Source organism: Mesorhizobium kowhaii (assembly GCF_042431665.1).
Taxonomy (GTDB): Bacteria; Pseudomonadota; Alphaproteobacteria; order Rhizobiales; family Rhizobiaceae; genus Mesorhizobium; species Mesorhizobium kowhaii.
In genome coordinates this window covers 1-21102 of the sequence record NZ_JBHLYT010000222.1, presented here as the reverse complement: position 1 = coordinate 21102, position 21102 = coordinate 1, and the positions used below count along the sequence as shown (strand labels likewise).

Genomic DNA, 21102 nt, shown 5'->3' with positions numbered 1-21102 from the left:
GGCGATGCGTAACGTGAAAACGAACAGAATCCTTGTCTTGGGCGCTGGAGGTATGCTGGGAAACGCGGTCTTCCGGTTCTTCTCGGCCGATCATCGATACGCAACCGTTGGAACCCTCCGATCATCGACCAAAAAACGCCATTTTCTGCCTCACGAGCATGGTAGCCTCATATCCAATCTCGATGTTCGGAACGACGGAGATCTGACAGCCGTGTTCGCCGAAATCCAACCGGATGTCGTGGTAAACTGCGTCGGAGTCATCAAGCAGCTTGAGGCTTCGCGAAACCATCTCACGTCGCTGTCAATCAACGCTTCTCTCCCTCATCGCTTGGCGCAGCTTTCCCGCGTGGCCGGGGCCCGTTTGGTACATGTGAGCACGGATTGTGTTTTCTCAGGTAGCAAGGGTAATTATCTGGAATCCGATTTTGCCGATGCCAACGATTTGTACGGGAGAACGAAGTTTCTGGGTGAGGTCGATTACCCGAATGCGGTGACACTCCGCACGTCAATCATCGGTCACGAACTGGAGAGCTCAAAAAGTCTGGTCGACTGGTTTTTGAGTCAGAAAGGCCAGGTGAAGGGCTACAAGAATGCTGTTTTTTCTGGCTTGCCCGCGGTAGAGATAGCGCGCGTGATCAAAGATTTTGTCGTGTTAAATGCCGAATTGAGGGGTCTTTTTCATGTTTCAGCTGATCCTATCAACAAATTCGATCTTCTGTCGTTGGTCTCGAGGGTCTACGGCAAGGAAATAGATATTATTGCCGACACGTCCGTCACGGTCGATCGCTCCCTGAATTCTGACCTATTTAGGAGGACGACGGGCTTTCTACCCGATCCGTGGCCGGACCTCGTGTCGACCATGCATAAGAGCTATCTCAAGTACAACCAGCAGGTCGTCGGCAGTAAAGAGCTTAACGCTTTGACAGATCAGGATCGCTCTTAGGAAGCGAATTACAGCGGCTTCTCTTTGGGGATTTGCTACGTAGCTCGCTTCCTCGGCAGGTGGTCTAAAACATCGCTCGGCCCGGAGAGTTCAAGTGGGGAGTGGATTGGTGAACAAGCTGAAGGTTATGACGATCGTCGGGACGCGCCCCGAAATCATCCGTTTGTCGCGTGTCATCGACCGGTTGGATCAATCGTGCGACCAATGTCTCGTGCATACGGGCCAGAACTATGACTATGAGTTGAATGGAATTTTTTTTGAGCAGCTTAAGATTCGCCGCCCCGATGTGTTTCTTGAAGCATCAGGAAACACTGCCGCCGAAACGATTGGTCGCGTAATCGAGGCGACCGACAAAGTGCTCCGAGAGCGCCAGCCAGAGGCGGTTTTGTTGCTTGGGGACACAAATAGCTGTCTCGCGGCAATTGCGGCCAAACGATTGAGGATTCCTGTTTTTCATATGGAAGCCGGCAATCGTTGTTTCGATTCTCGGGTTCCGGAGGAGATAAACCGCCGAATAGTTGATCATGTAGCCGACATTCATCTCACGTACAGTGACATCGCGCGAAACTATCTGCTACGAGAGGGGATTGCCCCCGATCAAATTATAAAGACGGGTAGCCCGATGCTTGAAGTCCTAAATTACTATATGGATGAAATCAACAAATCGGATGTCTTGGGTCAGCTCTCTCTTGAACGAGGGAAGTACTTCGTAATCAGTGCTCATCGCGAAGAGAACGTCGACTCACCGGATAAAATGACCCGGATTGCTGACATCGCCAATCACATAGCGCAGGAACACGACGTTCCGCTGATTTGTTCGACGCACCCACGCACCCGTTCGCGGCTGAACTCGTTGAACCTCCAAATGGACTCGAGGATCCACTTTATGAAGCCCTTCGGCTTCTTGGACTATGTGCATCTGCAGATGAATGCAAAAGCGGTTCTGTCCGACAGTGGTACGATCACGGAAGAGTCCTCCATCCTGAATTTTCCGGCGCTCAACTTGCGCGAGGCGCATGAGCGTCCCGAGGGGATGGAGGAAGGTACGGTAATGATGGTGGGCTTGGACGTCGACCGGGTATGTCAGGGCCTTGCAATCTTGGAAAACCAACCGCGTGGCGCGGAGCGTGGGCTTCGCCTGGTTGCCGACTATAACATCCCCAATGTCAGCGAAAAGGTGGTTCGCATAATCCACAGCTATACTGACTATGTGAATCGAGTTGTGTGGAAGAAGTACTGAGCGGCGCCAGATGCGGATCGCTTTGATTGCGGATACTTTCCCGCCGCTGCGAACGTCGGGCGCGGTACAACTGAGGGATCTTTCGCGCGAATTTGCGCGGCAAGGGCATCGGCTGACGGTCATGCTGCCGGCGGCCGATCTGGGCCGCCCCTGGGCAATTGAGGAGCTTGACGGTGTAACGGTGCTGCGCCTGCGAGCGCCGCCTACCAAGGAAATTGGCTATGTGAGGCGTACCTGGAATGAGTTCGTCATGCCTTTTGCCATGTTGCGCAATCTGCGCAAAAGCCCGCTGGCGGGCCAGCGATGGGACGGGATCGTTTGGTATGCTCCCTCTATTTTCCATGGGCCTATGGCGAGCGCACTTAAGCGCGAAAGCGGCTGCAAGGGATATCTGATCATTCGCGACATCTTTCCCGAATGGGCGGTTGATATGGGCCTGATGGGCCGCGGTCTGCCCTACCGTTTCTTTGATTCTATCGCGCGCTACCAATACTCGGTTGCTGACGTAATCGGCGTCCAGACGCCGGGCAACCTTGTTTACTTCGACCGGTGGCGGCGGAAGTCGGGGTGCGTCCTCGAGGTGCTGCAGAACTGGCTGGACAAGCCTTCAAACGTGCGTTGTTCAATCCGCGTCAGCGAGACACCGTTGGCCGGGCGTAAGCTGTTCGTGTACGCGGGCAACATGGGGGTGGCTCAAAGCGTCGGCATTGTACTGGACTTGGCGCAGAGAATGGCCTCACGGATCGACGTAGGTTTCCTGCTGGTCGGTCGGGGCAGCGAGGCCCGAAGACTTAGGGAAAAGGCGCAAGCTCTCGGCCTCACCAACGTGGTCTTTTTCGACGAGATCCACCCCGACGAAATTCCGGATCTCTACGCACAGTGCCGGATTGGGATCGTTTCGTTGGATCTTCGCCATAGATCGCACAACATACCGGGCAAGTTCCTGACATATATGCAAAACGGCCTCCCTGCACTCGTGCGCTTGAACCCAGGCAACGACTTGGCCGAGCTGATCCGAAACGAGCGGGTTGGCGAAGAGTGCCAGAGCGATCAACTGGATGAACTGGTGGCGAAGGCGGAAAGGCTACTGGTACAAGTTGAAACGGATGCCGACCTGCCCGGACGTTGCAGGCAATTGTTCGATCGCCAGTTTTCCGCCGAGCAGGCGGTGTCTCAAATCGTAGAAGCCCTTTCCAAGCCATAATTATTGCGCGCGATCTTGGTCTCAAGGGGAGGGCGCTGGCCTTCCCTTCGCGGTCGGACTGCTCCCTGTCTCCCGCAATAGCCGACCGCGACCATTCGGCTATAGGCCAGGCCTGCGGCGAACTATGATTTCGGGAGACGATTTTCTGCGGCGGGTTCCGGCGGTGCGTGACCAGGAGCCCTGCGCTCAACGACATGCCGAGGTTTTGTCGATGCCGTCTTCACAGCGACTTGGGGCTTCCTCTGTCATTTCTCTTTTTTGATCGCTGAGACGGATCGCCAGTATGGTTGCCGGAGAACCGAATGACGTGCGGCTGAAAAATGTCGACGATCAATGGATTGTTCAGGTCGTCGAAAACGGCAAAGTAACTCTGCATTTATTCAACGCTCAAGACCTTGCCCAGAGCTACGCCGAACTCCAGCGAATGAGACTCGGCCTGCCCGGAAAGCCACCAATTTGGAGGGAGAACACGGTGGATGAGCGCCCTAAGCGACTTCGAGAAATACAAGACTTCATCATCCACGATGTTCACGACCTCGACGAGTACTCTGATCGTGGTATTGTCGCTACCCTGGTTGATCCACACGGAGTCCGCCTCCGTCTCCACCTCACAGTCGTGACGTCAGAATTGCTCTGCGAACGCATCGCCGACGCGCTGGAGCGCCGGTACGGCAAATAGCGACTCCTAGAGCCAAATTGCTGTCGTGGATCCCGAATCCGTGATCAAGCTATGCGGTGGCTCTCAACTCTTCTTGGCCAGCGGCGGGCGCCCTGACCCGCCGCTGTCAAGCACCTCCCAAGCAGCTTTAATCCGAAGCCGCGTCAGATGGATGTTTAAACACGAGGAGAGAGAACTCTATGTCTGCAATCGATATTGCGACGCGTAGTCTAGCTGACGGATGGCGATCTAGCGGCCTCGAAAATCGTGATGTAGTACTAATTCATTCCAGCGCAAGGCGCACTCTCGGGCGACTTAAGGCTGCCGGAGTCTCTCCTTCAACGGAGATTATCCTGAGGAGCTTTTTAGAATCCGTGGGCCTCGAAGGAACGTTGGTGTTCCCGCTGTTCAATTTCGATTTCACGACAGGCTTGCCGTTCGATATCAGGTCGTCCCCGAGCAAAATGGGGGCTTTGACGGAAGCTGCTAGGCTTCATCCTGGCGCGGTTCGAACAGGCCATCCTATCTATTCGTTTGTTGCCATTGGGAAGAGAGCTGCCGAGTTCGAAGGGATCACAAATTTCAGCGGGTACGGCCCTGACAGCCCGTTTGCCGTCTTACGAGAGATGGATGGCAAAATCGCATCTCTCGATCTCCCCGATCAGCATTCGATGACTTTCTACCACTACGTCGAGGAAATATGCGCCGTTCCATATAGATACCACAAAGCCTTCACTGGTCCTTATACCGATGCCGCGGGCGTAACTGAAAGCCGAACTTTCGGCCTTTTTGTTAGGAACATCGAGGAAGGCGTCAAGACGTACGTCGATCCCATGGGCGAGGAGCTTTGGAATAGCAGCCTGTATTCAGGTTCCCGCCCGAACGAGGGCACCGGGCTTCGGGTAATTAGCGCCAGGGTGATGTTCGATGCAACCGAGTCCGTCATCACTTCAGGCCGCGCGCACGGTATGCTTTACCGCAAGGAAACCGACAGTGAATAACCAGAGTATGCATCAGTGGGCGCAGGATCTTTGGCCTATGTGCCGGAGTCTGACCGGCCAGGGTGTCCGGGATACACTGGACTACCTTGGCAAGCTAATACCGGGGATGCGGCGACATTTTGTTCCGACAGGCTATCAGGCATTCGATTGGACTGTGCCGAAAGAGTGGACGATCCGCGATGCGTACATCGAGGATATGAGCGGCAACCGAGCAATCGATTTCAAGCGCAATAATCTGCACGTGCTCGGCTATTCGACCCCCATCAACGCCGTCATTTCGCGCCATGACTTAGACAAGCATCTCTACACGCTGCCCGACCAGCCCTCCGCCATCCCATATGTCACCAGCTATTACAGCGAGCGATGGGGGTTTTGCCTGTCCGAAGTCCAAAGAGCCGCACTGACCGACGACCGATACAAGGTCGTGATCGACAGCGATCTGCGCGATGGTGTCCTCGACTTCGCCGACGTCATCCTGCCTGGTGAACGGAAAGAGGAAGTTCTTCTTTCCACCTATATTTGCCATCCGTCCATGGCTAATAACGAACTATCCGGGCCGGTGGTGACGACAGCGCTGGCCCGCTGGCTTGCATCTCTTCCCAATCGCAAATACACCTATCGTATCGTCTTCATCCCAGAGACGATCGGGTCGATAATTTACCTCAGCCAACACTTGGAGGCGATGCAGGAACGGACGATTGCAGGCTATATCGTCACTTGTGTAGGCGACGAGCGCGCGTGGTCCTTCTTACCCTCTCGATCGGGGAATACACTTGCTGATCGCGCGGCGCTGGCCGTCTTACGGGATCGCGAACACAAGGTTTACAGCTTTCTAGAACGCGGGAGTGACGAAAGACAATACTGCGCGCCGACTGTAAACCTTCCGGTCGCATCGATCATGCGATCGAAATACGGAACCTTCCAAGAATACCACACCTCTCTAGATGACCTAAAGTTTGTAACCCAAAATGGGCTGGAGGAAAGCTTTCAAGCCTACCGCAGTTGCATCGAACTGATTGAGAACAACGAGCGATGGCGAGCTACCACTTTCGGCGAACCGCAACTCGGGAAGCGGGGGCTCTATCCGAGTCTTTCTCGTGTCGGCAGTGCACAAGATGAGGTGCGGACACGGATGAACTTCTTGGCTTATTGCGATGGAACGAATGACATCATCGCCATTTCGGATCTGATCGGTGTGGCGCCCGGCGCATGCATTGAGTTGGCGGATATTTTTCACAAGCATGATCTTATCAAGCCTGTGTTGGGGAATCCTTTCCGGCTTCACGGGGCCAGACTGGATGCTCATCGCATCGCCTGCACCACGGAAGATCGATGAATAAGTTGATCGCTATTCCCATTGTCGGGCTGGTGTTTGTGGTTGGCTTCATGGCTGTCATTGTCTCGCAGAAAGGCAGACCACGTCCACCGCCATACGTCACGCTTTCGCCATTCACCGGGCACCTAAACATTCCTTCGATAGACGATCTTCGGGTTGGGGGCCGCAAGATTGTCCTGTGCGGTGCCGCGTCAACAAAACCGATGGCCTTACGTGGAATGGTTACGGACGCAGCGCGGCGAGATTTTCAGGGAATGGTTTTGAATTGCAAGCCGGTCGGCTCAGGAACTCCCTGCGATGGGAAGACCGGAACTAGGTTGGGAGATGCAGTGGTCGTCCAGTGTTTAATGCCGGACGGTGGTGACTTGGCTGCTGTTTTCACTCAAAAGGGCCTACTCTGTGGCCAACCTGGTCAGATTGGGGCGATTTACAAAGCTTGCTAATCTCGATTGATATGAAGAGCGGCGGAACGACGAAAAGGGAAGCTACGGACACTTTCCTTGTTCAACGCCGACCACGCGAGCTCGCTTGGTGTTTGAGGTGAAAATTGCAATCGAGCCTATTGCGCCAAGGTCAAAAAGCTGGACCTCGAACTGCTGGTCTTTCGGAGTTGATGCGGCAGCAGTGAGGTTCCGGGTGGCTTGGTGTGCAAGCGGTGACTCCTTGCGACGGCGTTTTCCGCCCGCTGTTTGCTTGGATCCCTGCTGGACGATAAGGAAGGCCTATGTTCGAACCGGCTAAGCGATTGAGGGACGGCAGGCGTGTCAGCAGCAATGTATAAGCCTACCGGTGTAAGCAACAAAGATGAGGGAGCGGCGCTCAGTTCAGCATTCACTATACTAACCTACGTTACGATTGCGCTTTGCTTTGTGGGGCAGTCGATCACCGAGATATATACATCTAAGTATTTATTCGCTCTAGTGGCGTTCCAAACCGCCAGACTTTGTCTCAGGTACTTTCGATCATCTCTCGATTTGGCGATTGGAGTTTCGTTCCTGCTGTTGTACGTGCCGTTCGCTCCGAACCTTCTTATTTTCGATGGAATAGATGCATCAGTAATTATTTCTATTTTCGTTATTTTCACTGACGTTCTGCGCCGGTTCGATAATACGCCTGACTTTATCCCGCTCTTATACGAGAGAAATACATGGCTTCAGTGGTGCGGACTCGCTGTTGGCCTGTTGTCCATCGTATTGGTGGGAGTTGTAGCACCGCGGCCTGAAATGAGCCTGATGATACCCATTGGTATTGCGTTGTATTTCCAGGAGTCGCTGATTCAGCGCGGTCAGGAAAGGCGTGGATCCGTTTTCGTATTTCTACTGTTTGAGATCGCCATTTTGGGGAACCTCTTTTTGTATTGGGGAGGCTACGGGAGGCTTGCCGTTGCCGCATATCTTATTATGCCGTTTGCGATGTTGTGCTCGTACCACCGGATCGGCATCAAGTTTTCATATCTCGTGCTGGCTATGCCCGCTCTGCTGGGGTGGGCAATGGTAGTGAGAGGTGAAGAGGTTAACAGCATAACCAGTGCCGCCGCCATCGGTGTCACTGACCATATGAGGTTCACAGAGTATCTTCGGTCGGGTTTGCGTTATGGCGACGTTGGGATGGCACCTTACCTTAAGCAACTGGAATTGTTTTTTTTAAATTGGTTTCCGCGAGACGAATGGCTTAGCAAACCAGTAGGGGCTGGATATTATTCTGTTGACCTCCTTTGGGGTCGTATTGGTGTAGGGGACGATTACAATGTGTCATTAGGGTTTGTAGGTGATCAGCTGTTCACCCTGGGGGATGCCTACCCCATAGGATTGATGGTTATACTTACAGCAATTATCCTGACGAGGAGAGCAATCGCTTGGCTTTCAGGAAATGACAGCGTAGCGGCTCTAATCGCATTTGATGCGACCCTTCTAACCTATTTTTGGGGCGGCATGGCTGCGTTTGGGGCCCGTGCGTGGTTCGTAATTTTCCCAATCTTGGCCCTCTCACGTTTAGGAAAAGTTTGGGAGCCAGGCGGCCGGCAGCCCCGGCCTCGCAACGGATAGAAACTACATATAGTCGACCATGATCAGGCCGACAAAACCGTCGCGCGCTCCTGATTTGACAATCTTCATTTTGCCGTCCCAGTCAAGGCCGTCGGCGATCCAGTTCACCAGAGCCTTTGAGGCGCCTCTGATGTTCGTTTCGAAGTGTCCTCCATCCGTTGGTTCGAGCGTGGCCACCAAAATGTCTTTGCCGGCCACAACAAAGTAGAGTTCCAATACGTAGGTCAAGCCGGCGTTAACGTCATCACGCAACAGCCGGAACTTACAGGGCCGTGCGTACTTCGGGAGGACAACCTGTAACGTGGCAGGGTTGCTTCCACTACCAAAGCCGCTGACGTCGTTCGGTGCCCACGTCAAGGTCTTGAGCTCGGCGACTTGCCAGTTCCCGGAGTAGATTGTCTTCCGGTCGGCAATGAGTTGGTAGTAGCCATCCACCACGGCCCCTGCATGGCCCTCCTGTTGCATGCTGATCTCAGCCGGAATAGCTCTTCGATCGGAGGCGAGGACAGCGCCGCTTCCATAGGCCGTCTGGTCTGCCACGCGCTTGTAATTCAAGAGCCGGCACCGATTTAGTTCAATTTTACCGTTCTCGGAGTTCGCGCCGAGGTTAACGGTCATGTAGGCCTGCACCTCCATGGAAACGTTGGTGTGCACATTGTCAAATCGAGCATACACACGGCCGCCAAACCTAGCCAGAACGGGAGCTGTGGAGTGGCTCCCCATGATGCCCATGTCTTCGAAGTGCAGCCGGAAGGCGTTGCTTGTCGTGATCACGCTCGCGGTATTGTGGTCGATAAAGGGGCCGTCCCCACGGGCCTCCATCCGAACACCTCTGCTTGCAAACTGTCCGGTTACCTGGAACGCACCACCGAAATCGGGGTAAGTAAAGGACACATAAGGACCATAGCCGATCACCGAGCCGCCTACGTGGTTGATGAAGGTACCGCGTTCGAACACGATCATCGGCCATTTTTCGGTTGCGTCGTCCGCCTCATCGTTCTCGATGTCGAGGCCAATCAACTGGTGATTGACGGCCTGGATGTTATTGTAGATGAGGCTCTTCCTGCAATTCTTGAACTTGCTGTGCAGGAACATCACCTCTGACTGATATGCATCTGCAACGATAGTTGCCCCGCCGTCGAACCGCACTCCCTCACGGAACCCAACAATACGAATACCCTTGAAGAGGTGCTTCCACGCCGGGCCGCCCGACACGGTGCCAACCAACTGAATTGCCCTTGATGTACCGGGAGTCTTGTCCAGGAGCTCAATGTCTTCAAAATTGATGTAGTTGACGTCGAGGTCACCGTAAAACATGTTCTTGTGGGCCACCGCATTGTCAAACCAGATGCGGGTCGAGTTGCCGCTGTCGCCAGTGACCTTGAACGCGAGCTTATAATCAGTGTCCGGCATGGATATGGTGTCGGTGATCCGGTATTGGCGACCTGGGAGGTGGACGTGAAGGCCGAGCGTCATGGCGGCCTTGAAGGCCGCCTGTATTGGCAATGTGTCGTCCGTGCCGATACCTGTGAAATTGTTGTAGTCGCCTGTGGCCCCGAACGCTAGGACATTGAAACCTCCCTCTCCTGGAAGAACATATAGCTTCACTCCACCTGCTGTTGTTATGTGCTGGTCCCTGGCAGCAGACGGCGCTACCTGGTAGCGGAAGCCTTGAGCCCGAACGATTTCACCGGCGCGGATCTGCGCCTTGCCAACGCCGTCTAAATACCGAAGCAAGGTATCAGCCAGACAGGCTGCGACAGTCGCAAAGCTGGATGGGGGTGATGTCTTCGCGTTTGTGGCGTCCGGTGGGCCGGTCGGGATCGACGTGGCCAGACCAAGAGCCGGCGTTGCGCTGAGAAATTGCCGACGGTCCATATTTCGTTCCCTTGTCGCAGTTCTGTGAGGGGTGCGCAGTACGTTATGATGGCGCTTCACCGTCGAGGTGCCGCTCAGAAGCCTGATGCCCAATACCCATAGTATGCTGCTTGAAATTAGGCAGATCTTAGTCGGACGTCACTCCCGGGAGCGTCTACAAGCTCTCGACGATGACATTCTGTGAGATGTTCCCCTCATGGCTTCTGCTTGAAGAGAGTGTCTCGTTCTCGCCAGCGCGCACATGGCGAAGAATACTGGGGATGCCGCGCGGTCGGTACCAAAAGAGTGCGAAGAATATATCAAGAATGGCAGTCAATAAAAGTGATCTCGCTGCGCATAGAGAATTGCCATAAAATCGACGGTAGCTTCTAATGGAATGACATACCACTTCATCGTCATGTTTAAAATTGAAAAGAAAGAGTCAGAAAGGCGATATCTTACGGGGAACCGACGAACCATTGTCCTGCGCGTAAACTTTCATCGACAGTGCGACGTTTATGACGTATCGACAATTTGACATTATTATTGTCATAATGAACAGGCGTTGAGCCAGTACGATGAAACTGTATGATTTACTTGAGATGCAGAAATATAACGTTAATTCGTTATGCCTAATATAGTGTGCTCAAACAGACACGGCTGAAATCAAAAGATTATCTCGCATGTGCGAAATAGGTTGGAATCAGAACCAAAAACTGTTACGCGCTAATCGCAAACATTGACTTGGGCGCGTCTTGACGACGCAAACAAAGGATCGAAGCAGATGAACGTTATCTTAAAGAGTGCGTTGGCCGGGTTGGTCACTTTGGTCGGTTTTGGCTCAGTTTCAGCTTTCGCTCAGGACGCGTCGTGTAGTTGTGCGACGGCTTATCCGGGGCCGGCAAAGCCGATCGGATCGATCCGAAATGTAACTGGCAACGTGATGGTTTCGCAGACGGCCGGTTATGTGCCTGCCAAAGCCGGAAGCGCTTTGGACTTCGGTAGTCGCTTGGTGGTTGGCGCCAAGGGCTCGGCGTCCGTTCAGGTTGGTGATTGCAGGCTGAGCGTGCCGGCGAATGCAAGTCTCGACATTTCGCGTATCGAAAACAAAATCTGTCTCAAGGTGGTGAATCCCGAACACACCGCAGCCGCTGTAAGCCCCGAGCACACGGGTGCCATTGACCCGTCCCGCAAGTTTGCATTTGGCTTGCCTGAGCAGTTTTTTGCAGGCGCGCTTATCACTGCTGGAGTTCTCACGGCAACTCAGGACGATGATAATGGCGTGAGCCGCTAGGGCGATTGTGAGGTAATGAGTTCATTGTCTTGCGTCGCTGAACGTCAATCAAATGCAGGCTGGTATGTGCGTGTCGCCCAATGCTCCAGGGGCGACAGTCACTGCTGCTAGTACCACCCCGGCTCGTGCCCCGTGCTGTTGGGCGATGGCTGTGGGTGGTGCAACTGCACTCCTCCCAAGACTTCAAGGTGACGAAAATTCTGACAGCAGGTAGCTGGAATTTCGCGGCCGCCACTGTGCGGGTTTCAACCGTTTCAATCGCGATCAAGCGGCGGATACGTTTGTATTCATCTTTCGCAGCGAAATCGCAGTTTTGCCCTCACGTGGCCAGAAACGCTTATGATCGACCTGCATTCTCATATCTTGCCTGATCTCGACGACGGCTCGCCCAATATCGCCGAATCGCTGGAAATGGCGAGGTTGGCGGTGGCCGACGGGACGACCCATATGGCGTGCACGCCCCATGTCGTACCCGGCATGTACGAAAACGGGACAGAGAATATCGTTCGAGCGGTCCATTCGTTGGAGCAAGCGTTGCGGCGCGCCGACATACCGCTGGCTCTCTATGTGGGTGCCGACGTCCATATAGCCCCAGATCTTCCTAATCAGCTGACCCTCGGCAAGGTGCCGACTTTAAACAGGTCGCGCTATTTTCTGTTCGAGCCGCCTCACCACGTGTTACCGCCGCGGTTGGAAGAACTTGCTATGCGCCTCATAGAGGCCGGGTTCGTCCCCATCCTCACTCACCCGGAGCGTTTAACCTGGATCAAGGCGAATTATGACGTGGTCGAACGGCTGAATAGGCTCGGGTGCCTTATACAGCTTACTGCAGACTCGGTTGTTGGCGCTTTCGGACGTACCGCCCACTACTACTCGGAAAAGCTGCTAGGCGAAGGCCGGGTCGATATTATCGCATCCGATACTCATGGTGCTAAGCGCCGTCGGCCTGGCCTTTCGCAAGCGTTTGATGTCGCCGCGAAGCGGTGTGGGGAAGATGAGGCTTACAATATGGTAGTGAGGCGGCCGAGCGACATACTGGCGAACCGGCCGCTTGAGCCTGTTGGAAAAAGTACGTTTGCAAAGATGCCAAGCCCCGACAAGGTCGGCCGCTTCGGGGGGATAGGTCGTTTGCTAAAGGGCGTATCCTCATGATGCGCGATTCGATGAACTGCGCCATGACCGCTATAGTCGTGATGCTCGGTTCCCTCACCATGTCGGCTTGCACCAGCAGCTCGCCGACGGCACCGACGTCGATCGACGCGCTGCAACTCACATCATCGTCGTCGGTTCCCTTATCGAGCGGTGGCGCTCTGCGGGTTGTGAAGGATCTTCCTGCTCCTCAAAATAGCCAGAACGGCAGCGAGCAGCCATTGTCGCCGAATGACGTGCTCGAGGTCGATGTGTTCCAAGTCGACAATCTGAACAGGACGGTTCAGGTCGACGCCAGCGGGCAAATTTCGCTTCCACTGATCGGAACAATGATGGCAGCAGGAAAAACCGTCCGTCAGTTGGAGAAGGAAATCGAAGCAGCTTACGGCGCGCAATATCTGCAATCCCCGGACGTGACAATTTTCGTCAAGGAATCGATTGGACAGCGCATAACCGTTGATGGCGAAGTCACCAAGGCCGGCATCTACCCCGTATCGAGCAACGCTTCATTGATCGACGCGATTGCTCTTGCCGGTGGGTTCAATACTATTGGCGACGCAGGAAAAGTCTTTGTTTATCGCAATATTGGTCAAAATACGCTCGTGACGAACTATAATGTCGAGAACATTCGCGCTGGTAAAAGCCCCAATCCACGCATCTACGGTGGCGACAAGGTGGTCGTGTTTCCTTCAAAATCGAAAATCGCCTTGAACAACCTGAAGGACGCCCTCGGAGTTGCGTCAACTGCAGTGAGAATTGGCGTACTCGCGCCGTGACGCGGGTGGCATGTGAACTCCTTATGAACCAGGACCGCCCGCACTATGCTCGATCGTAGCAGGCAACACCAAATAGCAGGTCCGGGACATGGCCAAGCCTTGTCTTCGGATCTTTACTATGACAGCGGCCAAAACTATAGCCCCTACGGCCGCGATGCTGAACAGGATCAGGGCTTTAATCCGCTCAAGCTGCTCTTCTACGCTGTCCACTATCGATGGCTGATCGCCATGATGATGGCAGCCGGGCTTGTTGCCGGCGTCGTCGTGACGATGATGCAGACACCCAAATATCAGGCAACGACGCAGCTGGAGGTCTTAGTCCCTTCGGCGAAGGTCTTCCAGGACATCGAGGTGGTTTCCGAAAGCAGCGATATCCGAGCCTTTCAGACCGCCCGTGAAAAGTTGAAGAGCCGAGCATTGGCGCAACGCGTTGTCTTCCAACTGGGCCTTAGCGAAAAGCCGGACTTCCTGTTTCCGACACCGGATTTTTCGATAAGCAACATTTTCTATCGTGCATTCAGAATCTCAAAAGCTCCCTCAATCGAAGAGAAAACTCCGGAACAACGTGAAGCCATTGCGATCAAGCGCGTTTTGAGCGATCTCACGGTTAATCTGGTAACCAACACAAGTCTGTTGTCGATCACCTTTTTGGACCAGAAGCCGAAATATGCTAGTGACGTGGCCAACCAAGTCGCACAGAGTTATATCGATCAGCGGTTGGATCAAACCAGCGCGACGTCTGATTTAGCGCGGCAATTCATCCAAGAGCAGGTCTTACAGGTCAAGCAGAAGCTCCAGAAATCCGAGGAGGATCTCGTCGCATACGCGAGGGATGCGGGCATTACGATCACCGGTAGCGACAAGTCGCTTATCGGATCGAACATCGAGGCCCTCAATGTGGCGCTCCAGACGGCAACCCAGGAGCGGTCCGATGCCGGATCGGTTGTGGATCAGATCGACAAGGGACGCGGTGCGAGCCTTGGCCCGGTGCTCGAAAGCAAGGGCCTGCAGGTGCTTAGTGATAAGTTGGCTGATCTCAACAGCCAGTATCAGCAGAAGCTCGGCATATTGAAGCCCGGTTTTCCGGAAATGCAGCAATTGCAGGCCCAGATCAGAGAACTGCAGCGCGTTTATAACAACGGCGTGCTGGCGATTACCGATTCGCTGCGGCTCAAGTACCAGGAAGCTCAAAACAAGGAAGCGGACCTTAGAACCAAACTTGTCGATATGGAAAGGCAGCAGGTCGATTTCAATGACAAGAATATCAAATATACGATCCTTAAGCGTGAAGTCGACTCAAACCGGTCTCAGTATGACAGTCTTATTGCCAAGTTAAATGAGGTCGGAGTCAGTTCCGAGCTCAAGACACAGAGTGCTGCGATCGTGGATTTCGCGACGCAGCCGACGGCGCCTTATTCTCCGCGCCTGAGCATCAATCTCACAATTGCATTGGCCCTCTTCATGGCGATCAGCAGCTCGATTATTTATGTGATCGAGCTGCTGAACAACACGTTTACCAATCCCGAGCAGATCGAAAAGGAACTTGGACTGGCGATGCTCGGTATCTTGCCCCACGTCGATGATCGCGAGCTCATTGCCAGCATTGCGGACCATAAGTCAGGTCTGTCCGAAGCCTATCGGTCGCTTCGAACATCTCTACAGTTCTCCGGCGCTGAAGGTGCGCCGCGCTCGCTTCTGGTCACGAGTTCTGAGCCGGCGGAGGGCAAGTCGACGACGGCGTTCAAGCTTGGTCAAGATTTCGCGGCACTTGGAGCAAGAGTGCTGCTTGTCGACGGCGATCTTCGAAAGCCGAACCTTCACCGACTGTTTGGTCTCGACAATACGATCGGGTTGAGCAACCTGCTGACTAACACTGTCCGCAAGGAAGACCTAGCTGGCCTCTTCCGGTCAACTAAATATCCCAATGTGACGGTTCTGACATCTGGTACCATTCCACCCAATCCTGCGGATCTTCTGTCTTCGCCGAAAATGGCGTTGATCGTGACCAATCTCAGTAAACGGTACGACCTGGTGATAATCGACGCTCCACCGATCGTCGGCCTGTCGGATGCCCCTATTCTCAGCCGGCTAGCCGAGGGTACGTTGATGGTCGTTTCGACGAAGCAGGTCACCCGCAAGTCGGCGAAGACAGCCCTGAAGCGTCTGCGTGCTGCCGGCGCCAACGTGGTTGGAGCAGCAATGTCGAAGTTTGCGGTGAACAAGTTTGACTACAATTATGCCTATAAGTACATGAACTATCAATATTATAACTATGGCACGAGTACCCAGAAACTTGAGGGTAAAGTTGATGACGGCGCAGACCAGCCCACTCGCCCAAGATCTTCGACGTTCAGGCATTTGGTTCGTCGCATCCGTTCTAGTATTAGTGGCTTCGTCGATAGGGCTAAGTCGACTCCTTGAGACAGATATGCCAGCCGTTTCAATGGCGCTGGATCCGGTGAATGTCGACGCGTTGATAGGCGAAATTTCCGATGACCTGAACGATACCGCCAATCCCCCTGATCTTGACGCGCTTGCCGCCAGGGCAAAAGGCGCACTTCGCTTTAATGTCGGAGATGCACGCCTCTATAGCTTAATCGGCGAGATAGAATACCGGCAGGGCAAGAAGGATGACGCGTACGCGCTCTTCGATCAGGCACGAAGGCTGTCGAAAACGGAGATCCATGCGCTCCAGAGATCCATAGGCCATTCGATCGAGATCGGTGATCTGTCGAAGGCTGTAAACGAGCTCGATACACTTCTGCGGCGCTGGCCGGATCAGTTTCCGGCCGTCGCCGAGGGCCTTCCGGCAATGCTTTCTAACCCTGACGGATATCACGCCGTGCTGGCATCAATTGCAGCGGGAGCACCGTGGCGGGCCAACTTGTTTTCCGCTCTTGGAAAAACACGCCCGGGGCTCGATTTTGCAAATCAGCTGCTCCTTGACTTGGTCGGATCCGGTGCGCCACCGAAATCGGGGGAACTGTCCTCCGTAATCACCGGGTATATCGCGCAGAAGGAATATGAACAGGCTTATCGGCTGTTTCTCTTCAGTCTGACCGATGACCAACGAAAGCTGGGTGGATATGTTTTTAACAGCACCTTTGAACCCGGGTTCGGGGGGAAGCCTTTCGATTGGCAGGTTCGCGACCAGTCAGGCCTCGAAGTGACGTTCGTGACATCCCAAAATGCTGTTGAAGGGGAGGGAGGGGCGACGGTTCGGTTTTTGGACACGCCGGTTAAGAACACTGCTCTCCAACAATATATCGAGCTGCCGCCCGGTTCCTACAGAATTTCCTTGGTCGCATCCGGACGAGACCTGAAGCTCCCCAAAGAACTGTTCTGGACCATTAGATGTGTGGGTTCGGCGGGCGAAATAGCGCGGTTTAACATTCCTGAGGGCACGTTCTATCGTCAGAGTCTAAGCCAGGGATTTTCTGTTGGACCGGACGTATGCCCCATGCAGTTGTTGCGGTTGGAAACCTCGGCAATAGCTGACAGTTGGCGGTTTCGCTATGTCGGTACCTTGGTCATGCACATATTGAACATTGAGAGAATCTCACCTTGAGCGCGCGACCGTCGGAATGGGACAAATATCTCCTCGGCTCGGTCCTGTTCACGTCCTTGCTGATAGGTGGCGGTACGGCCAGCGGCCTGTATACCGATACGCTGATCGAGATCATGGCATTTATCTCTGCGGCGGTTGCCTTGTCTCGAACGTCAACCCAAACAACGCCCGGGTCAGTTCTCTGGCTGCTTTTCCTGACGGCGGCGTTGCTTATACTTCAAATCGTTCCGCTGCCGGCAAGCCTTTTTGTCGGTCTGCGGCCGGGACTGCTGCTCGGTGGTCCCTGGCTGACTGATGAAACTCGGTTCATCAGCGTCGGGGTGGGGCGAACGATCGAGTGTCTGCTGTACGTGGTAGCATCGGCAGTTTTTTTCCTGGGTGTCATGCGTTTGCGCTCCGACCAAGTCTACGGTCTGCTCCCCTTCTTTTTCATGGGTGCAATCTGCAACGGATTGGCAGGAGCGATTCAATATTCGCTCTCAGATAACATCGCGATCGAGGGGTTGTTGCCATTCACGATCAATGCAGGACTTTTCGCCAACCGAAACCATTTTTCGGCTTTGCTTTTCGTCTCCATTCCCTTCGTTATCTACTACGGCCTGTTCCGTGGACATCTCCTCTCCGGGGCGATTGGTCTGATCGCACTTCTGCTGCTCCTTTTGGCGGCAGGGTCTCGTGCCGGCGTTCTTATCGGGTTGGCCATCACCCTGGTGTCCGTCATCTTTCTCTCGGCTCGCTCGAGTATAAGGGGCTTTAGCGTATTTGCCCTCTTCGTTGGGCTTTCCGTCTACACGATAGGAGCATGGACGACGATCGATGCAAAGGAGCTTGATTCTGCCTTCGGACGCGCGGAGTTTGCCCGCACGACCATCGATGGAATAGAAGAGAATTGGGTTGCCGGAGTCGGTTTTGGGAATTTTCAGAAGGCCTACCAGATATACGAAAAGGAAGGGATGATATTCAGATCGTATGTGAACCATGCCCATAACGAGTATCTTGAAATTGCCTTCGAGGGCGGCGTGATCGCTGCCCTCTTGATGGCTTTGTACCTATTCCTTCTTCTGTTTGCGTTTGCCAGAATTCGCCGGGACTCCTTTCAGAAAGCAGCGTTTCTTTCTGTAGCGTTCTTGCTTGTGCATTCTCTGGTCGACTACCCGTTGCGCACCGCCGCGCTCGTGATGACCTTCGCCTATATGAATGCCATCATCTTTCATCGCGGGATCACGGAGCGCATGGACCAAAAGCCGGTACTGGTAGAAGTTGACCACAATGGCGACAAGCTGCTTGTTCCCGTTGCAGCGTCTCCGTAGGCGCCGCACAGGCAGTGAATGGTGCACGTAAGTTCCAAGTTCCAAGAGCAGAACTTGACACTGTGGGGGGGGCGACATGGGGAAAGACTTTGATCTTCTCGGCGGCGAACGTATGGCGGCGTGCCAGATCGACGAGTTGATCGGGATTGCTCGCGGCCTCGCGGCTGACGGTTTGATCAATCAAGCCGAGGTTGAGTTCCTGCAGAGCTGGCTTGCCACCAACGCCGACATCAGCGACCAGCCAATCATTCGGGCTCTCTACGAGCGCACAAACGAAATCCTGCGAGATGCGAGATGGCATCGTCGACGATGAGGAGCGAGCCGAGCTGCTCGATACGCGCTATCCGGCGCTCCGTGCACTCGCCGCAGGTTCTCATCTGCTGCGCGCTTCGCCCTGCGGACAGCAGACAGCGAAGCCTCCACTGCCTCGAAAAGCTCGCGACGGTGGCTCAATTCCGTGACCGGCTCGCCATTTTGGGGAGGTAATCCGTGCACATGCCTGGCGTGGATCATCCAATCCATCTCCTGTCCCCTCCATTGGCACCGACCTCCTTCAGCCGGCGGATCCTTCCGACCGCCGGATCATGTTGACGATCCCTCGGGAGATTTGCCTCTTGTAAAGAGCGTAACGGTCTGAGCCGTCTTACCTGCGTTGCTGGTAACTCTACCGTAGAGGGGCCTTGGAAAATATGACAGATGGACCACATTAATCGGGTTTAAGCTGGAGACTTCTCAGCGAATCCCGAAAAAGGAAACAGCAGGCCTTTCGGTCTTCATGATGCATCAAGCGGTCGCTCTTTGCAGTCCGCTGAATGTGTTTTGCGGGCGCGGCAGACCGAAATGGTCCCGTAGCGTTGCCCCGTCATAGTCGTGCCGGAAAAGTCCGCGCCTGCGCAAGATAGGCACCACCTCCTCGGCGAATATGTCGAACCCGCCCTGTAGATAGGGCGGCATGATATTGAAGCCGTCCGCGGCACCATTGTCGAACCATTCCTGGATTTTGTCGGCGATCTGTTCGGGTGTCCCGGCCTGGACCCAATGCCCGCGCGCCCCGGCGAGGCGGTGCAGCAACTGGCGGATGGTTGGATTCTCGCGCTCAATGATGTCGAGTACGACGTGGAAGCGGCTGCTTGCGCCGCGCTCGCCCTCAACGCGGATGAGCTCGCGCGGAAATGGCCCGTCCAGATCGTAGCCGGAAAGGTCGGCGTCTACGATGCGGCGTAGCTGGTGAAGAGAGTATTCCGGCTGCGTCAGCTCATTGAACTCGTCATGCAGTGCCCGAGCTTCCGCCTCGGTTGAACCGATGAAGGGACTGATGCCGGGCAAGACCTTGACGTGATCAGGGTTGCGGCCAACCGACTTCACGCGCGCTTTGATATCAGCGTAAAATTCCTGCGCGTTGCCGAGTGTCTGATGGGCTGTAAATATCGCCTCGGCATAGCGGCTTGCGAATGATCGTCCGTCTTCCGATGAACCCGCCTGGACGTAGACCGGACGCCCCTGTGGTGAGCGCGGAAGCGTGAGCGGACCCTTCACCCGATGATATTTGCCGATGTGATTGATTGAGTGGATCTTGTCAGTGTCGGCAAAAATTCCAGAGTCCCGATCGGAGACGAGCGCGTCGTCCTCCCAACTGTCCCAGAGCTTGGTCACCACATCAACGAATTCGCCGGCGCGCTCGTAACGGTCGGCATGGGATGGATGTCGGTCAAAGCCGAAATTCAACGCCGCGGACGCATCACCCGTCGTGACGATGTTCCAACCGGCGCGCCCACCGCTCAGATGATCGACCGAAGCAAACAGCCGCGCGAGGTTATAGGGTTCGTTGTAGGTGGTCGAGGCGGTCGCGATGAAGCCGATGCGTTGCGTCACGGCGGCAAGCGCCGAAATCCAGGTCAGCGGCTCAAGCCTGAAGCGGCTTGCGTAACGGATGTTGTCGGCGAGCGCCGGCCCATCGGCAAAGAACAGCGCGTCGAACTTGCTCGCCTCGGCTTTTTTCGCCAGTTCCTGATAATAGGCGATGTCCAGCACTCTCTCAGGGGCGGAATCCTTGTAGCGCCAGCCAGCTTCATGATGGCCGCCAGGATAGATGAAAAGATTGAGCTTCAATTGTCGTGATTCGGCGGGCATATGTGGGTCCTCTTGGGTGGTGACTCTGAGCGACAGGTTTTCGACCGGTCAGACCGGCAGCACAGGCTTCGTCTCGACGCCGAGATGACGCAGAAGTTCGGAGCGAATCTCGCCGAACCGGCGATCGCCATGATCGCGTGGCGTTGGGATATCGATTGCGATGTCGGCGACGATCCCGCCCTTGTCGAGAACCAAAACCCGGTCCGCCAGCGTCACGGCTTCGTCAACGTCATGGGTGACCAATAGGACCGCCGGTTGGTGACGGGCACAAAGCTGACGCAGCAGATCGTGCATGCGCAGGCGGGTCAGCGCGTCGAGTGCGCCGAACGGCTCGTCCGCTAGCAGCAGTTCGGGATCACGGACCAGCGAGCGGGCCAATGCCACCCGCTGCTGCTCGCCACCAGAGAGCTCGACCGGCCAAGCGTTCTCACGGCCGCCCAGGCCAACTTCTTCGAGAGCAGCCCGCCCGCGTTTGGCGGCGTCCGGCAGGTCGAGACCAAGAATCACATTCTCCAGCACTCGTTTCCATGGCAACAGTCGGGCATCCTGGAACACCACCGATTTCTTATCGGGCGTTTCGAGCCGGCCGGA

Annotated in this window: 17 protein-coding genes; 14 read left to right on the top strand and 3 right to left on the bottom strand. The window is 54.8% G+C overall.

What is annotated here, in order from left to right; translation table 11 throughout:
- Window positions 1-4: 4 nt before the first annotated feature.
- The 7 genes from ACFFNA_RS39675 to ACFFNA_RS39645 all read left to right on the top strand — a co-directional run bounded on the left by ACFFNA_RS39675 (window position 5) and on the right by ACFFNA_RS39645 (window position 8427).
- A complete protein-coding gene (locus tag ACFFNA_RS39675) occupies window positions 5-943 on the top strand; it encodes a dTDP-4-dehydrorhamnose reductase family protein (RefSeq protein WP_378925787.1) in 939 nt (312 codons plus the stop codon).
- Between the two features lie 109 nt (window positions 944-1052).
- Window positions 1053-2183 carry a non-hydrolyzing UDP-N-acetylglucosamine 2-epimerase gene (gene wecB, locus ACFFNA_RS39670; protein ID WP_378925785.1) on the top strand — a complete coding sequence of 377 codons (1131 nt, stop codon included), beginning with the start codon at window positions 1053-1055 and terminating at the stop codon, window positions 2181-2183.
- Window positions 2184-2193: 10 nt separating this feature from the next.
- The gene (locus ACFFNA_RS39665; RefSeq protein ID WP_378925782.1) at window positions 2194-3387 is read left to right on the top strand and encodes a glycosyltransferase family 4 protein; all 1194 of its coding nucleotides are present in this window, start codon (window positions 2194-2196) and stop codon (window positions 3385-3387) included.
- Between the two features lie 283 nt (window positions 3388-3670).
- Complete coding sequence (locus ACFFNA_RS39660; RefSeq protein WP_378925779.1) at window positions 3671-4066, top strand: hypothetical protein; 396 nt, start codon at window positions 3671-3673, stop codon at window positions 4064-4066.
- A 179-nt stretch (window positions 4067-4245) separates the two neighbouring features.
- Window positions 4246-5046: an AAC(3) family N-acetyltransferase gene (locus ACFFNA_RS39655; protein ID WP_378925777.1), complete on the top strand. Its 801-nt coding sequence runs from the start codon at window positions 4246-4248 to the stop codon at window positions 5044-5046.
- Window positions 5039-6382 carry a DUF4910 domain-containing protein gene (locus ACFFNA_RS39650; protein ID WP_378925776.1) on the top strand — a complete coding sequence of 448 codons (1344 nt, stop codon included), beginning with the start codon at window positions 5039-5041 and terminating at the stop codon, window positions 6380-6382. The genes ACFFNA_RS39655 and ACFFNA_RS39650 overlap by 8 nt, the downstream gene beginning before the upstream one ends.
- A gap of 773 nt (window positions 6383-7155) precedes the next feature.
- Complete coding sequence (locus ACFFNA_RS39645; RefSeq protein ID WP_378925773.1) at window positions 7156-8427, top strand: hypothetical protein; 1272 nt, start codon at window positions 7156-7158, stop codon at window positions 8425-8427.
- A gap of 3 nt (window positions 8428-8430) precedes the next feature.
- Here ACFFNA_RS39645 and ACFFNA_RS39640 read toward each other — a convergent pair whose 3' ends face one another.
- Complete coding sequence (locus tag ACFFNA_RS39640) at window positions 8431-10305, bottom strand: hypothetical protein (protein WP_378925771.1); 1875 nt, start codon at window positions 10303-10305, stop codon at window positions 8431-8433.
- A 763-nt stretch (window positions 10306-11068) separates the two neighbouring features.
- On the opposite strand from ACFFNA_RS39640, the gene ACFFNA_RS39635 reads away from it, so the two are divergent.
- The 7 genes from ACFFNA_RS39635 to ACFFNA_RS39605 all read left to right on the top strand — a co-directional run bounded on the left by ACFFNA_RS39635 (window position 11069) and on the right by ACFFNA_RS39605 (window position 18694).
- The gene (locus ACFFNA_RS39635; protein WP_378925768.1) at window positions 11069-11578 is read left to right on the top strand and encodes a hypothetical protein; all 510 of its coding nucleotides are present in this window, start codon (window positions 11069-11071) and stop codon (window positions 11576-11578) included.
- Between the two features lie 339 nt (window positions 11579-11917).
- Window positions 11918-12730: a tyrosine-protein phosphatase gene (locus ACFFNA_RS39630; RefSeq protein WP_378925766.1), complete on the top strand. Its 813-nt coding sequence runs from the start codon at window positions 11918-11920 to the stop codon at window positions 12728-12730.
- Window positions 12727-13503 carry a polysaccharide biosynthesis/export family protein gene (locus tag ACFFNA_RS39625; protein ID WP_378925764.1) on the top strand — a complete coding sequence of 259 codons (777 nt, stop codon included), beginning with the start codon at window positions 12727-12729 and terminating at the stop codon, window positions 13501-13503. The genes ACFFNA_RS39630 and ACFFNA_RS39625 overlap by 4 nt, the downstream gene beginning before the upstream one ends.
- Window positions 13504-13548: 45 nt before the next feature.
- A complete protein-coding gene (locus ACFFNA_RS39620; protein WP_378925762.1) occupies window positions 13549-15924 on the top strand; it encodes a GumC family protein in 2376 nt (791 codons plus the stop codon).
- A gap of 7 nt (window positions 15925-15931) precedes the next feature.
- Window positions 15932-17071: a tetratricopeptide repeat protein gene (locus ACFFNA_RS39615; protein WP_378925760.1), complete on the top strand. Its 1140-nt coding sequence runs from the start codon at window positions 15932-15934 to the stop codon at window positions 17069-17071.
- Entirely contained in the window at window positions 17068-18381 is a 1314-nt protein-coding gene (locus ACFFNA_RS39610; protein ID WP_378925757.1) for an O-antigen ligase family protein, read from the top strand. The genes ACFFNA_RS39615 and ACFFNA_RS39610 overlap by 4 nt, the downstream gene beginning before the upstream one ends.
- 76 nt (window positions 18382-18457) lie before the next feature.
- Window positions 18458-18694 carry a hypothetical protein gene (locus tag ACFFNA_RS39605; RefSeq protein ID WP_143748446.1) on the top strand — a complete coding sequence of 79 codons (237 nt, stop codon included), beginning with the start codon at window positions 18458-18460 and terminating at the stop codon, window positions 18692-18694.
- 470 nt (window positions 18695-19164) lie between these two features.
- Here ACFFNA_RS39605 and ACFFNA_RS39600 read toward each other — a convergent pair whose 3' ends face one another.
- Together ACFFNA_RS39600 and ACFFNA_RS39595 are read right to left on the bottom strand one after the other, a co-directional pair.
- Window positions 19165-20511 carry an LLM class flavin-dependent oxidoreductase gene (locus tag ACFFNA_RS39600; RefSeq protein WP_378925754.1) on the bottom strand — a complete coding sequence of 449 codons (1347 nt, stop codon included), beginning with the start codon at window positions 20509-20511 and terminating at the stop codon, window positions 19165-19167.
- Window positions 20512-20559: 48 nt separating this feature from the next.
- A partial coding sequence (locus ACFFNA_RS39595) for an ABC transporter ATP-binding protein (protein ID WP_378924970.1) occupies window positions 20560-21102 on the bottom strand: 543 nt, incomplete at its 5' end.